Genomic DNA, 16,126 nt, shown 5'->3' with positions numbered 1-16,126 from the left:
TATCTATTAATATTCTCTTATCTTATTTATGACTTCATATAATTTATATGCTAAAATTTTATGAGCTTCTTCAGATAAGTGCATGTAATCATATTCACTACAAATTGCATAAGGAGATGGATCAAAAAAGTGACATCCTAGTTCTTCAGCAACCTTTTTGTAAAGTGGTATAAGTTTATATGATTTTTCTGAGCACCCTTTACCCATAGTAGCTCCACATTCAACACTTTCAATCTCTGGTCTAATTGGAAGTGGTGCTACAATTAATATATTAGGCTTATTATTTCTAAATGCAACTTCAGTATTCTTTACTTTTTTTATTAATCTAGTAAGACCTAATGATATAACATCTGCATTAGCTCCAAAGCGCTCTTTTGTATCATTAGTTCCAAGCATTATAATAAGTAAATCAACTGGTTCATGGGTCATTAAACAAGGAACTATATAATTAAGCCCACATAATCCCTCATTTATAGGATCTTCAAAAACTGTAGTTCTTCCACTTAAGCCTTCTTCTATAACATAGTCTTTTTCTCCTAAAAGATTTTGTAAAATTCCTGTCCAACGTATATTTTTTTCAAATCTAGTTGTATCTTTTGGGTTATATCCATGTGTATTTGAATCTCCAAAGCATAATATATTCATGGTATCACCTACCAACTTCTAGTTTCGATTATTGTATTTTGTATATCTTTATAAAGTTCAATAAGTCTTTCATCTTCACTTTTAACTGGTAAGAATGGTAAACGAGGTACTCCTATATCTAATCCATCTAATTTAATTAATGATTTTACACATCCATATAAAGATCCAAAACTACACATTCTATATACATATTGAAGCATTATGTTCTGAAGCTTCTTTGCCTTGTCAAATTCATTTCTTTGTATTAATTCTTCAAGCTTAAGATACAATTCTGGCATACCTGCATATGTACCACCTATACCTGCATCTGCACCCATTATTCTTCCAGCTAAGTATTGTTCATCTGGACCATTAAATACTATAAAATCTTCTCCTCCTATAGCTTTAAATCTTGCTATATCGTGAGCTGGATCTGATGAGCATTTAACTCCTATAACTTTTGGGTTTTCGCACATTTTTCTTAATAAATTATCTGATAAGTTGAATCCAGTAAGTTGTGGTATATTATATATAAGGAATGGTAAATCGGCTGCCTTTGTTATCTCAGTCCAGTGAGTATATACACTTTCTTCTCCTAATCTATAATATACACTTGGAACAGCTGATGTTGCATGTGCTCCACACTTTTCTGCATGGCTAGCTAATTCGCATGCATGTTTTGTACTAGCACACCCTACATGAACAATTATTGTCATCTTGTCTTTTACTTCTTCACAAACAGCTTCTACAACTGCTTTTCTTTCTTCGTTATCAAGTAAAAAACCTTCCCCTGTACTTCCACAAACATATAAACTCTTTATACCTTTGTTATATAAGTAATTTACTAATTTTCTTGTAGTATCTAAATCAACATCTCCATTTTCTTTAAATGGCGTATTTAGTGCAACTGTAACATTTTTAAATCTATCTATTGTATAATCCATCTTTATTCCCCATCCTTTAAGTAATAGTATAGTGCCCCAACTAAACCTGCATCGTTACCAAGTTTAGCAGATTCAACTTTTAAATCCAAAGAAAAGTTTGGCATAACTTTTCTCATAACTTTTTCTCTTAGTTTATCTATGAATAGTTCTTTTTGTTCACTAACAGCTCCACCTACTAGTATAATCTCTGGATTAAAAATATGTACTAAAGAAACTAATCCATTTGCTATATCATCTATCCAACTATCAACTATATCACTGATATTTTCATCAGTTGGTATTCTATCGAATATATCCTTGCCATTTATTCCTTTTATGCATAATTCTTCTTCTACTCTTTTAATTAATGCTGTCATAGATGCATATCTTTCATAACAACCTCTATTCCCACATGAACATGGCTCACCTTCATTATTTATTGATAAGTGACCTATCTCGCCACCTATCCCTAATCGCCCATTTAAAACTTCTCCATTTACTACTATTCCACCACCCACACCTGTGCCAATGGTAATCATTACTATATTTTTGTATCCTTTTGCCCTACCTAAAAATAGTTCTCCTAATACAGCTGCATTAGCATCATTTATAACTGTAGTTTTTAATTTATATTTTTTCTCTAATTCTTCTTTTATTTTTGAACCATCATAATTTTTTATATTTCCGCCTGTTCCTATTACTGCACCTTTATTAACATCTATTTGACCTGTAGCTGATACACATATTCCACTAATATCATGTATATTATTTTCATCTATAAATACATCTATTGATTTCAAAACAGTTTCAAGTATTGGTGTTTCGTAGTTATCAAAACTTACTGAGTATTTATCTAAAATTAATACATATCCACTTTGGTTTACAAGTGCAATTTTTACAGCTGTACCTCCAATATCAATAGATAAATAGTTCATTATTTTAACTCTCCTTTAGCTGCATCTATAAATCTTTTTGCAATCTCTAAAGGTCTGGTTATTGCACCACCTACGACAACTGCAAAAGCACCTGCATCAAGCATCTCTCTTACTTGATTTGGATAATGAATTCTTCCTTCAGCAATAACTGGTATAGAAATTTCTTTTGATAGTTTACTAACCAATTCTAAATTAGTAATATTAGCATCAATACTTTGCTCTGTATATCCATTCATAGTCGTTCCAACAAGATCTACTCCACACTTATATGCATTAACTCCTTCTTCATAAGTTGAAATATCTGCCATTAATACTATGTCAGGATACTTTTCTTTTATTTCTCTTATAAATGTATTAATAGATGTATCATTTAATCTTTTGGAGAAAGTACAATCTAGGGCAATTATATCTGTATTAACTTCAACAAGTTGGTCAACTTCTTTCATTGTCGGAGTTATATATACATCTGAATTATCATAATTAGCTTTAATTAATCCAATTATAGGTAAACCTGTTTCTTCCTTAATCGCTACTACATCTCTTACACTATTAGTTCTTATAGCAGGAGTTCCTGCTTGTTTTGCAGCTCTTGCCATTAAATACATTATAGATTTTTCTTCTACATATAATGGTTCATCTGGTAATGCTTGGCATGAAACTATTACATTTCCTTTTATCACATCAAATAGTTCCTGCTTCTTCATATAATCCCCCCTCTTCAATTTGTTTTGATGCTAAGTGACAAGAAACAAAGTGTTCTTTTCCCTCAACTGTATAAGATTTCATTTGTGGAGCTTCTGATTTGCAAATATCCATACAATGCTTACATCTTGGATGGAAGAAGCATCCACTAGGAGGATTCATCGGACTTGGTACATCACCTTCTAAAACAATTCTTTCTTTTTTATGATTAATATCTGCAACTGGTATAGCAGATAATAATGCTTTAGTATATGGATGTAATGTGTTTTTATATAATGATTTTGCATCTGCAAGTTCTACAATCTTCCCAAGATACATTACAGCAATTCTATCACTTATATATTCAACTACACTTAAATCATGAGTTATGAATATATATGTTAAATTATGTTTTTCCTTAAGATCCTTAAGTAAGTTTAGTACCTGTGCTTGTATTGATACATCAAGAGCTGATACTGCCTCATCACAGATTACTAGCTCTGGATTTATTGATAATGCTCTTGCTATACCAATTCTTTGACGCTGACCGCCTGAAAACTCATGTGGATATCTATCCATATATTCTCTTCTCATGTTCACAGCTTCAAGTAAATCACCAATTATTTTTCTTCTTTCTTCTTTAGACTTTACTCCAAACTTTTTAAGAGGGTCTGAAAGTGATTGGTATATTGTAAATGATGGATTTAAAGAAGAATGTGGATCTTGGAATACTATCTGAATCTTCTTACGAGCTAAATCCATCTCGTCTTTTTTTAGTTTAGTAAGATCTCTTTCTCCATCTTCAAAGTTGTATATTATTTCTCCATCAGTAGCTTTATATAATTGTAATATTGTCTTCCCTAATGTAGTTTTTCCACAACCTGACTCACCAACTAGACCTAAAGTTTCACCTTTATATATTTTTAAATTTACATCATTAACTGCTTTTACATAATTTTTTGCTTTCGACAATGCTCCATCTTTTACTGGAAAGTAGTTCTTAACTCCATTTAATGTTAGTAAAACCTCTTTATCCATTTAAAACCACCTCCTTATACTTTATACAACGTACCATGTGAGTACTTTCATTAATTAATTGTTCCTCAGGCATTTGTTCATCACACTCTTTACAGTAATAATCACATCTAGGTGCAAATTGACATCCTGTTGGTCTATCAAACGGATCCGGTGTAGCACCACGAATAGGATTTATTTCTTGGTCTGCACCTTTTCCTAGAACTGGTATAGATTTTAATAATGCTTTTGTATATGGATGTGATGGATTTTCTAGCACTTCTTTTGCACTACCACTTTCAATGATGTTACCCATATACATAACTGCAACATCATCAGCTAACTCACATACAACTCCCATATCATGTGTAATTAACATTATTGCTGTATTGTACTCTCTTTTTAATTTATCCATTAATTCAAATATTTGAGCTTGTATTGTAACATCTAGAGCAGTTGTTGGTTCGTCTGCTATTAGCACTTTTGGGTTACAACTCATAGCCATCGCTATCATTGCTCTTTGTCTCATACCACCTGAGAATTCATGTGGATACTGATCTATCCTTTTTTCAGCAAGAGGTATTCCCATATCTTTTAGTAATTTTAAAGCTCTTTCTTTAGCTTCTTTTTTAGAAATTTTTTCATGAGTTCTAATCATTTCAACTATCTGCCAACCTATTGTATAAACTGGATTTAATGCAGTCATTGGATCTTGGAATATCATTGCTATGTCTTTACCACGAAGTTGTCTCATTTCTTTTGAGTTTCTTTCAAGTTCATGTATTTTAATATCACGTCCATTTTCATCGTGATATATAATTTCACCTTCTTCTATTCTTGAGAACTTTGGTAAAAGCTGCATTATAGATGAAGCTGTAACACTTTTTCCACAACCTGATTCACCAACTATACATAAAGTTTTACCTCTTTTAATATCCATTGACACACCATTTAATGCTTTATTACATCTATTGTTAGCATAAAAATATGTCTTTAAATTTTTAACTGAAATAATTTTATCCATATTGTCCCCCTATTCAACACTTGTAGGATCGGTAGAATCTCTTAGTCCGTCCCCTACAAAGTTAATACTCATAACAAACAGTGAAATAACTATACCAACAGGTAACCACATCCACCAGTTATTTTGTAGTGTAAATAAATCTTGTGAAGCATTTAAAATATTACCCCATGTTGCTATTTCAAGAGGAACACCTAATCCTAAGAAACTAAGAGCTGCTTCCTCTAGAATAAACATTGCCGTACTTAAAGTAATATTTACTGCTATTGGACCAATTATATTTGGAAGCATATGTTTGTAACAAATTATAAAGTCATTTAAACCAAATACTTTTAGCGACTGTACGTACTCTTCTTCTCTTATAGATAAAATTTGTGATCTTGCCATTCTAAATACACTTCCCCAACCACAAATTATAAATATAATCACTATATTTGATGCACTCTGACCTATGATTGAAACTAACATTAATACTAATATTAATTGAGGGAATGACATGAATATTTCAGATATTCTAACTAAAATTGCATCTAAAATACCACCCTTATACCCACTATAGCATCCTAAGATAACTCCTATAAAAGAACATCCTAAAGCACTACCAAAACCTATTAATATTGATAATCTTCCACCATATAATATTCTAGAGAATATATCTCTTCCTATTTTGTCTGTTCCTAATATATGATCACTTGATGGTGGTTTTAATATGTTTTTCATATCAACAGCTAATGGATCATATTTAGTTAGCAGTGGTGCACATATACAAGCAAGTAATATGACTGTAAATATTACAAGACCTACTGTTGTAAGCTTATTAGAAAATAATTTCTTTATTGATCTATTTTTAGATTCCTTAAATGTTTTGTTTTCTTCTCTTTCCTTAATTTTATCGAACTTTTTATATAATCTTTTTTTAGGCGATAAAAAATCCATATGCTTCCCCCTATCCTTCAAGCTTAACTCTAGGATCTAGAATAGCTGTTAGTATATCAACTAACGTACTTGCTATTAAGACCATAGCTACGAACATAAGTGCTACAACCATTACAAGATTGTAATTTGCAGATCTTATTGCTGTATTAAATACATTTCCAACTCCCGGCCATTGGAAGATAGATTCTATAACAACTGAACCTGCTATAAGTGTTGGTAATCTAAATCCAACAAGTACTATAACTGGTGTTAGAGATACTCTAAATCCATGAACTAAATTTACCTTCCACTCGGGAATTCCTTTACTTCTTGCTGTTTTTATATATTCTTTGTTCATTGTATTTAGCATACTTGTTCTTGCATACCTCATAACCCCTGCAGTAAGTGATAATCCTAATACTAACGCTGGTAAAATTAAATATTCTATTCTATCCATGAAATTTACTACCCCAGGCGCTGTTCTTCCGCCTACAGGTAACCATCCTAGATTTAAAGCAAATATCAATATAGCTACCATACCAAAGAAGAATTGTGGTATTGATACCCCTATCATCCCTGCTACTGTTAATACATTGTCTCCTATAGATCCTCGTTTGATAGCTCCTATAACACCTAGAATACTACCTAAAACAGTTGATATTAATAAAGCTGCTCCTGATAATTCTAATGTTGCTGGTAATGTTTCTTTTATAATCTGAATTACTGGTACACCACTAGTTGAACTATATCCAAAGTTTCCTTGTAGTAGTTGCCCTAACCACTTGAAGTATCTAACTACAAATCCATCATTTAATCCATATGCTTCTCTAAGTGCATTTAATTGTTCTGTTGAAAGTCTTGCTAGTGCTTCAGGGTCCATTAAATGTGATACTGAATCCCCTGGAGTTAAATCTAATAAAAAATAAATAATAAATGTAATTATAAATAACATTGGAATCATTCCAAGTATCTTTTTCAACGTATATTTAAACATCCTTAACCTCCTTAAATAAAATTCTCCAACTAACCTTTTCGCTATCCCTTAATATTCATCAGTTACTTATAATAAAAGGGTTGTATAACATTAGTTATACAACCCTTAATTTATTACTCAGCTAATGTCCACTTATGTATATCCCACTTATAGTTAAATTGTGGATTACCTAATTTTTCAGGCATACCTTGTATCTTATCACTTGTTATCACATATATTGGTTGATAGTATAAAGGAAGTACAAATAACTCTTCATTCTCATATTTTTGTAAATTAAAGAATGCTTCTCTTTGTTCTTGTGCATCTATAGTTTTATTTGTTGCTTCTATTAATTTATCTAATTCTTCTGTTCCTGGTGTATGTGAGTTTAATGCTGCACCAGTTTGATATCTATCATAATATTCATGCATTGATAATGCAGCTGTTGCTCCATAACATAAGTCAAAGTCAACTGCTGATGGTCCATTTACAGGATCTTCAGGTAAAGACCATAATAATGTAGCTAAATCACCTTCAACAAGTCTAAATTTCATTTTTATTCCAACTTGAGATAAGTAATTTTGAATTATTGACATTAAATCAACTGTTTGTTGATCATCATAATAATAAACTACATCTAATTCTGTGTTTGGATCCCAGTTAGCTTCTTCCAATAACTTTTTAGCTTTTTCTGGATCATAATCATAATTATTTAATCCATCAACTTTATCAACACCATCTGGAGTTAAACTGTTAGCCTTTTCTGCAGCACCATCGAATATACCATCAAGTATTTCATCCATATCTAATGCATACATTATAGCTTGACGAACTTTCTTATCTGCTAAAGGAGCTTCTGAACCATCTTTTTTCTTGAATTTGTTTGCAAAGAATAATCTTGTATATCTTACATCAACTTTATCAACATTTATTCCTTCAACACCGTCAAGAGACTTAACATCAGCTATATTCTTTGTATATGAATAGTCAAGTAATCCACCTTTTGCATTTGTAACTAAATTTGGGTCACTATCTCCAGCACTTGGATTTAAGTGCATCTTATATGTTGGTGCTCCATCCCAGTATTTATCAAAACCTGCTAATGTAGTATAGTTACCCATTTTTACTTCTTCAACTTTAAATGGTCCTGAACCTATAGGATTTCTAAAGAATTCAGATTGTTGGAATTGAACAGGGTCAACATCCTTTAAGTGTTTTTCAGGCAATGGTGCAAATTGTGTAAATGTAAGCAATGCATCTGGAGCTAATTTTTCAAACTTTATATCTATATTATTTCCATCAATTGTAATACCTGAAATATCATCTGCTTTACCATCTAAGTACTCAGTTGCACCTTCTATTGCTTTAAATGTATTTGCAAATACATTATTAATAACTGTTGTTTTTAAACTGTATTCTATACTCCATTTTATATCTTGTGGTGTTATAGGCTCACCATCATGCCAAAAAACGTTTTCCCTTAATGTAAACTTTAAGTTTAATCCATCTTCAGACATCTCATATGATTTAGCTAATTGACCTTCTCCAGGTATTGGATCTAGATTTTCATCTGCAAAAATTAATCTGTCATATAAAACTTTGTTGTACACGAATGTACCAGGATTCAACCATGGAGCTTCGAAGAATTCTTCTGGTCCTCCATTAGTATAAAGAGTGTTTTCTGCTGCTTTTGTAGTTCCCCCTTGCTCACTTTGTCCTTCATTACCTGTGCTAGAACACCCAACTAAATTCAGTGTTAGTAACGAAGTAACAAATAAGCTTATTAATTTCTTGTTCTTCATAACCTCATCCTTTCTCTTTTATTTTATAAAGGTATATTATACCTAGTAAAACCAAATTATATTATTATATTATCTTCATCAAATTTAGATAAAGCATTTAAAGTATTTAGTTTTGTCTGATAATAGCATTCATTATTTATGAAATATGTATATAATATATCTACCATTACCAGAATAGGAAATTGAGGCGATATACAATCACCGGCATCCAATGCCTTAATTGTAGGTATTAATATTATTTCATCACAAAAACTTGATAAATGGAATGATCTATTTGATGTCAACATTATGACTTTTGCTCCATTTGATTTTGCAATACTTATGCCCTGAAGTATTTCCTTTGTAGTTCCACTTAAAGATATTGCAATGACAACACTTTCATGATTTGCAAGAGATGATAACATTTTTATCCTATGTGAATCATATACAGCTTCTATATTTAATCCCAATCTCATAAATCTTAAATGTACTTCTTCAGCTGCTATTCCAGAGCTACCCATTCCAAAAACGCATACTTTTTTAGATCTTGTTAGAAAGTGAGCAATTTTTTTCATTTGTTCTTGGTTTATCATTTTATGACAACTATCTAATAAATCTTGATATGTATTTATAACTAAGTTTGATATTTCTTCTTTATTATATTTACTAATGTTCTTTTCATATTCAAATATAAATTCTCTAAAACCTTTATACCCACACTTCTTTGCAAATCTTGATAAAGAAGCCTCAGATACAAATAATTTTTCTGCTACTGATTTTGATGATAATTTTTGTGTTTCTTTATTGTTTATAAAAAAATTGGCTATAGTTTTTTCTACATTAGTAAATTGCTCATATCTTGACTTTAGATTTTTTAAAACAGTATTGTCAGAATATTCCATAATATCCTTCTCCTTTTCATTAGCCAATCAAGCTGTTACACTTTCATACTTTCTTAAAATTTTTTGTATATATTTATACTGTAAGTGTAGCTATCTAATATTATTTTCGCAACAATTTTGAAAGTTTTTGAAAGAAATTTTATATATTTTTCAATTTTTTATCCTAATCCTTTATTTATAGTATATTTTTTTAGATTTTTCTGAAAGTACTTTCATTAAATTCACATACCTATAATTGTATAATTCCAATATAAAAGTCAATTTAATAGTAATAAATCTATGTATATCTATACTTATAATCTTATATTATAGATCTTTAGTGTAAGAACTTTATTCTTAGTAATTTAAACTAAAAAATGGTGAAATAAAAATTGTTCCACCATTTTTTCTAATTTATTTAAACAGGCAAAATAATCGTAAATTTAGTACCCTTATCTATTTCACTCTCTACATATATCTCTCCCTTATGTAGATCAATAATATGCTTTGTTATAGTTAATCCTAATCCACTACCACCTTTTACCTCTGTATGTTCATCAACAATCTGATTAAATCTATCAAATATTGATTCATAATACTTATCTTCTATACCTATCCCAGTGTCTTCTACAGTTACAATCACCTTGTCATCTAAATCCTTAATAAAAACTTCAATTGTTCCTCCTTTAGATGTAAATTTTACTGCATTACTGATTAAATTTATTATGCATCTTTCTATTTCTTGCTTATCACATCTTACTATCTTCTCTTCTATATCTGTATCTATTATAAGATTTATTCCTTTAGATTCTGCACTTTGTTTCAAAATTAAAGCCGCTTCTTCTACTATATAAACAATATCATATTCGTCTATTGTAATCTTATATTTTCCATTCTCTATTTTCGTAGTGTCAATTATATTATTTATTAAATTCAATAATCTAGATATATTTTTTCTACTTACTTCCATGTAGTAATCTAATTTTTCTTTTGATATCCCATTTTCTGATTTATTAAGATTTGTTATTAACTGCTCTACTGAATTTATTACATTTAATGGAGTCCTAAGTTCATGAGACAAATTTATAAAATAATTATTTTTGTTTCTTTCATTTTCTATTGCTTTCTTAAAAAGTATATTACTTCTTTTCATCTCTTCACTTAGTTCTAATGTTCTTTTCTCAACTAGAGTATCCAATCTTTTTACTTTCGTTATATTTAGATAAACTAAAATTATTATAATTATTATGTATAGTAGTATAGCTCTTTTAGTAAACCAAATCGGACTTTTTACTATAAAACTTACAGTACTTTCTTCTCCTACTGTTCCATTATGACTTTTAGCTTTTATCTTAAATGTGTATTTACCTGGATTTAAGTCATTTAAAACAACTTCATTAGTTCCTATCCTTATCCATTCATCATTTGAACCTTCTAATTTATATTCATACTGTATATTATTACTTTTATACTCTGGTATAAAATACTTTACTTTAATTGTATTTTCATCATGCCTAAAACTTAACCCATCTATGTTTTTGTAAATCTCTCCATTTATTTCAAAACTATCAAAGGTTACAACTGGAGAATATGATGCTTCTGAAATTTTTTCTGGATAAAAAGAATTTAACCCGTCAACTCCTCCAAATAAAAATTCACCACTTTTACATTTATAATATGCTTCTAAATTAAACTCATTACTTTGTAATCCATCAATACTACTTAAATTTCTAAATGTATTTGTTTTTATATTTAACTTTGAGATACCATCATTTGTGCTTGCCCATGGATTATTTTTATCATCAAGTAAAATGCCATATATTGTATTATTTGATAATCCATCTTTTTCTGTGTATATTCTATGATTCTTAGTATGCATATTAAATTTAATTAGCCCATGGTTAGTACCTATCCATAAATCATTACCTTCACCACCTACTATACATCGTATACTGTACATATCTGAAATATTATCTTCATTATTAACATCATAATATTCATAATGCTTTATAGTTTTATTTATAGGGTCTATATTTATCAATTCACCTATAACAAAACTACCTAACCAGTATGACCCATTTTTATCTTCATAAATTTCCTTTATATATACATCCTGTGCTCCATGCTTTTTTAGTTCAGTAGTAATATCTATCATCTGTCCAGTTTCTGTATTTAAAATATTAATACCCTCTCTTGTTCCAATCCACAAGTAATCCCTACTATCTATAAACACACTTTCTATATTGTTATTAGCTAAACCATCATCAGTAGTGTATTTCTTTATTTGCATATTAGATTTATTAACTTTATTAAGCCCATTTCTTGTTCCTATCCAAACAGTATCATCTTTACCTATCACACATTTTATAAAATTGTTACTTAAATCATATTTCGTACTACCTTTTGTTAAATGCATATACTTATCATTATTTCTATCTATTATGTTAATACCTTTATCCTTTGTACCAACCCATATTAATCCTTCACTATCTTCATAAATTCCATGAATCACATTATCGCTTAATGAATTTTCATTAAGTGGATCATTTTTATATTTTTTAATTTCATTATTTGAATCAAATACACTGACACCAATAAATGTTCCTACCCAAATAAACCCATTACTGTCTTCTATCATAGAATATACAAGATCATTAGATAAACTATCTTCATCATAACTCTTATTTGTGTATGTAATAAATTTATCTTCTTCTTTTATATATTTACTTAGACCTCGTTCAGTTCCTATCCATATAACCCCATTTTTATCTTGTAGCATTTCTCTTGTCGTATTAGATGGCAAAGAGTATCCATCATCTTCATTTTCTTTATAAATTACTATTTCATTAGTTTTTATATTTATTTTATTTAGTCCATCTTCCTTAGTGGATACCCACATATTCCCTTCAGAGTCATTTAAAAGTCCTTCTATAGAATTTCCACTTATAGAATTTTCTCCAGAGTAATATTTATATATTTTATTAGTTTTTATATCTATCTTATTTAATCCATTTGAAGTTCCTATCCAAATATTCCCTTCTTCGTCTTCTTCAATAACAGTAGCATCGAAGTTTGTTAACATATTTTTTTCTTCAAATTTTCTTTCAAATTCATCCTTCTCTTTATTATAAACGTATACACCTGAGCAAGATGCTATCATAACCTGTCCATTTTCAGTAATTAAAATATCGTGAACGTTATAAAATTGTTTTTCTTTATATTTAGAATATCTATAATTTACTATTGAATCATCTTTGGAATTTATCTTACTTATTCCATTATAAGTTCCAATCCATATATTTCCTTCTTCATCTTCATTTATTGATAAAATATAATTACTTGCTATACTTTGCTCATCATCTTTATCTGATTTATATATTTCTATATCGTATCCGTTATATCTATTTAAACCATCATTAGTTCCTATCCATATATATCCTTTACTATCTTGAAATATGGCTTCCACCGTTGATTGAGATAATCCATCATCAATTTTAATATTTTTAAAATTAATACTATCTTCTGCATATATATAACCTACATAAATATACAAGAAAATAGCAATTGTCGTCATAAGTATTTTTCTACCATATATCTTCATTATACCCCTTCCCCCTTTTATTTTTATAAATTTACATATTTTTACAAACACTTTTCTATTATACTACTACGAAATAATGATAAATAGTCTTAAATTTATAAAATTAAAAAAATACCCATATCCAGTAGATATGAGTATTTTCACATTAAAAGTATATTATTTATAAGCTTTAAATTTCTTTAATCTAAGTGCATTACTTATTACTGATACCGAACTTAAACTCATAGCTGCTGCTGCAAACATTGGGTTTAGTAATGGTCCCCCAAATATATATAACGCCCCTGCTGCAATTGGAATTCCTATTGTATTATAGGCAAATGCCCAGAATAAATTTTGCTTAATGTTTTTTATAGTTTCTTTACTTAACTTTATAGCTGTTGGAACATCCATTAAGTCACTTTTCATTAAGACTATATTTGCTGATTCCATCGCTACATCTGTTCCGCTTCCTATTGCTATACCTATATTGGCCTGTGCTAATGCTGGAGCATCGTTGATTCCATCTCCTACCATTGCAACAAATTTACCTTGTTCTTGAAGCTTCTTAACTTCATTCGATTTATCTTGTGGTAAAACTTCTGCAAGAACTATATCTATTCCAACTTCTCTTGCTATTGCATCAGCGGTCTTTTTATTATCTCCTGTTACCATAGCTACTTTTATTCCCATATTGTGAAGCTTTTCTATAGCTGTTTTACTACTTCCTTTTACTACATCAGCTACTGCTATTATTCCTGCTAATTCATTTTCTATAGATATATACATAGGTGTTTTACCTTGCATTGCCAATTCATCTGATTTATCTTTTAAGTCTCCTAAACCTATATTTCTATCATCCATAAGTTTCTTATTTCCAAGTAACGCATTTTTATTATCTATAGTTACTTCTATACCATGACCTGGTATGGCTTTAAATTTATCAACTTTCTTGAATTCGATTTTTTTATATTCACCAAATCTTACTATAGCTTCTCCAAGTGGATGTTCTGAACCTTTTTCAGCACTTGCTGCTATCTCTAGTAAATAATTTTTACTTATATTATTAGTCACTACTATATCTGTAACCTTAGGTTTTCCTTCTGTTATTGTACCTGTTTTATCAAAAATTATAGTATCTATTTTGTGAGCCAACTCTAGTGCTTCTCCACCCTTTATTAATATTCCATTTTCTGCACCTTTACCTGTACCTACCATAATTGCTGTGGGCGTTGCAAGCCCTAATGCACACGGGCATGCTATTACAAGTACTGATATAAATATTGTAAGAACAAATTCTAAATCTTTACTTCCAACTACAAACCAAAGTAGTGCTGATAATAAAGATATAACTATAACTACTGGTACAAAATACCCGGATACAGTATCTGCTAATTTTGCTATCGGGGCTTTTTTACCTTGCGCATCTTCAACAAGTTTTATAATTTGTGCTAAAGCTGTATCTGCACCTACTTTATCTGCTCTAAACTTGATACTACCATTTTTATTTATACTTGCCCCTGTAACTTTATCTCCTACATTCTTTTCTACAGGTATACTTTCTCCTGTAAGCATTGACTCATCAACTGAAGTATTACCTTCTATAACTATACCATCTACAGGTATCTTAGTGCCTGGTTTAACTATTATTATATCTCCAACTTCTACTTCTTCTATTGGAATTTCTATTTCTTTTCCATACTTTATAACTATCGCTGTTTTAGGTTGAAGTCCCATAAGTTTTTTTATAGCTTCACTTGTTTTTCCCTTTGATTTTGATTCTAGATATTTACCAAGTAGTATTAGTGCTATTATTATTCCCGCGCTTTCATAGTATAATTGGTGATGACCATGTCCTGCTACCATATCTGTAGTAGCCATTTTAAATGTTGTGTATACACTATATAAAAATGCAGCTAATGTTCCTATTGCTACTAATGAGTCCATATTCGGACTTTTATTTATAAGTGCTTTGAATCCATTTGTATAAAATTTATTTCCAGCTATCATTACTGGTATTACTAATACTAATTGAATTAATGCATAATTTAGTGGATTTGCCATTGGGTCTATAATATTTGGTACTGGCCATGGACCAAATGGTTTAGATATCATAGGACCCATGGCTATATAAAATAATGGTAATGAAAATCCTACTGCCACTAAAAACTTTATGAATAATGTTTTCATTTCCTTTTCTTTTCTTACTTTATCTTCATCTATATTGCTTGCTTTACTTTCGACCTTTTCTAATACTTTATATCCTGCTTTTTCAATAGTATTTCTTATTTGAGTTAATTTTAATTTAGATGAATCATAGCTTATAGTTGCTTTTTCTGTAGCTACATTGACACTTACACTTTCTATTCCATCTAGTTTATTAACTGACCTTTCTATTGCTTTTGCACAAGATACACAAGTCATACCACTTATTTTAAAATCTATTTTGCTATAACTAATATCTTCTAATAGAATATATCCTGCTTTTTTTACTGCTACTTCTAAGTCTTCAAACTTAACTTTGCTACTATCGTATTCTATTTGAATTTTTTCTGTAGCCATATTTACACTTTGGCTCAATACTCCATCTATTTTTTTGACAGCTCTTTCTGCTGCTTTTCCACATGATGAACATGTCATTCCTGTTACTTTATAACTTGATTTTGTTATATTACTCATTTCATATCTCCCTCCATATTTTTAATAATTAAAATCTTATATATAACACTTTATAGTATTGTATTTTTGATTATTTAACCTTTTTCATACCCCCTAGGGGTATGTTATAATTATGAGTATAT

Annotated in this window: 12 protein-coding genes; all 12 read right to left on the bottom strand. The window is 29.7% G+C overall.

What is annotated here, in order from left to right; genetic code table 11:
* Positions 1–6: 6 nt before the first annotated feature.
* The gene (locus H8923_RS10535) at positions 7–645 is read right to left on the bottom strand and encodes an SGNH/GDSL hydrolase family protein (protein ID WP_147541320.1); all 639 of its coding nucleotides are present in this window, start codon (positions 643–645) and stop codon (positions 7–9) included.
* Between the two features lie 8 nt (positions 646–653).
* On the bottom strand, positions 654–1,568 hold the full coding sequence (locus H8923_RS10530) for a dihydrodipicolinate synthase family protein (protein ID WP_147541321.1): 915 nt from the start codon (positions 1,566–1,568) through the stop codon (positions 654–656).
* A 2-nt stretch (positions 1,569–1,570) separates the two neighbouring features.
* Positions 1,571–2,482, bottom strand: a complete 912-nt coding sequence (locus H8923_RS10525) for an ROK family protein (RefSeq protein ID WP_153924656.1) — start codon at positions 2,480–2,482, stop codon at positions 1,571–1,573.
* Entirely contained in the window at positions 2,482–3,186 is a 705-nt protein-coding gene (locus H8923_RS10520; protein WP_153924653.1) for an N-acetylmannosamine-6-phosphate 2-epimerase, read from the bottom strand. The genes H8923_RS10525 and H8923_RS10520 overlap by 1 nt, the downstream gene beginning before the upstream one ends.
* Positions 3,164–4,201 (bottom strand): ABC transporter ATP-binding protein, encoded by a 1,038-nt coding sequence (locus tag H8923_RS10515; RefSeq protein WP_153924650.1) that lies wholly within the window; start codon positions 4,199–4,201, stop codon positions 3,164–3,166. Before H8923_RS10515 ends, H8923_RS10520 begins: the two co-directional genes overlap by 23 nt.
* Positions 4,194–5,201 (bottom strand): ABC transporter ATP-binding protein, encoded by a 1,008-nt coding sequence (locus H8923_RS10510; protein WP_147541325.1) that lies wholly within the window; start codon positions 5,199–5,201, stop codon positions 4,194–4,196. Before H8923_RS10510 ends, H8923_RS10515 begins: the two co-directional genes overlap by 8 nt.
* Before the next feature lie 9 nt (positions 5,202–5,210).
* The gene (locus H8923_RS10505; RefSeq protein WP_153924647.1) at positions 5,211–6,134 is read right to left on the bottom strand and encodes an ABC transporter permease; all 924 of its coding nucleotides are present in this window, start codon (positions 6,132–6,134) and stop codon (positions 5,211–5,213) included.
* 10 nt (positions 6,135–6,144) lie between these two features.
* Positions 6,145–7,107, bottom strand: coding sequence for an ABC transporter permease (locus H8923_RS10500; protein WP_153924644.1), 963 nt, complete (start codon positions 7,105–7,107; stop codon positions 6,145–6,147).
* Positions 7,108–7,220: 113 nt separating this feature from the next.
* Positions 7,221–8,888: an ABC transporter substrate-binding protein gene (locus tag H8923_RS10495; protein WP_153924639.1), complete on the bottom strand. Its 1,668-nt coding sequence runs from the start codon at positions 8,886–8,888 to the stop codon at positions 7,221–7,223.
* A 56-nt stretch (positions 8,889–8,944) separates the two neighbouring features.
* Entirely contained in the window at positions 8,945–9,769 is an 825-nt protein-coding gene (locus H8923_RS10490; RefSeq protein WP_153924637.1) for a MurR/RpiR family transcriptional regulator, read from the bottom strand.
* 397 nt (positions 9,770–10,166) lie between these two features.
* Positions 10,167–13,349, bottom strand: a complete 3,183-nt coding sequence (locus H8923_RS10485) for a ligand-binding sensor domain-containing protein (protein WP_153924635.1) — start codon at positions 13,347–13,349, stop codon at positions 10,167–10,169.
* A gap of 156 nt (positions 13,350–13,505) precedes the next feature.
* Positions 13,506–16,004, bottom strand: a complete 2,499-nt coding sequence (locus tag H8923_RS10480; protein ID WP_153924633.1) for a heavy metal translocating P-type ATPase — start codon at positions 16,002–16,004, stop codon at positions 13,506–13,508.
* Between the last annotated feature and the right edge of the window lie 122 nt (positions 16,005–16,126).

This window comes from Romboutsia faecis, from assembly GCF_014323405.1.
Lineage (GTDB): Bacteria > Bacillota > Clostridia > Peptostreptococcales > Peptostreptococcaceae > Romboutsia_E > Romboutsia_E faecis.
Note: the sequence above shows the minus strand (reverse complement) of the source record. Positions and strands in the feature narration are given on the sequence as shown.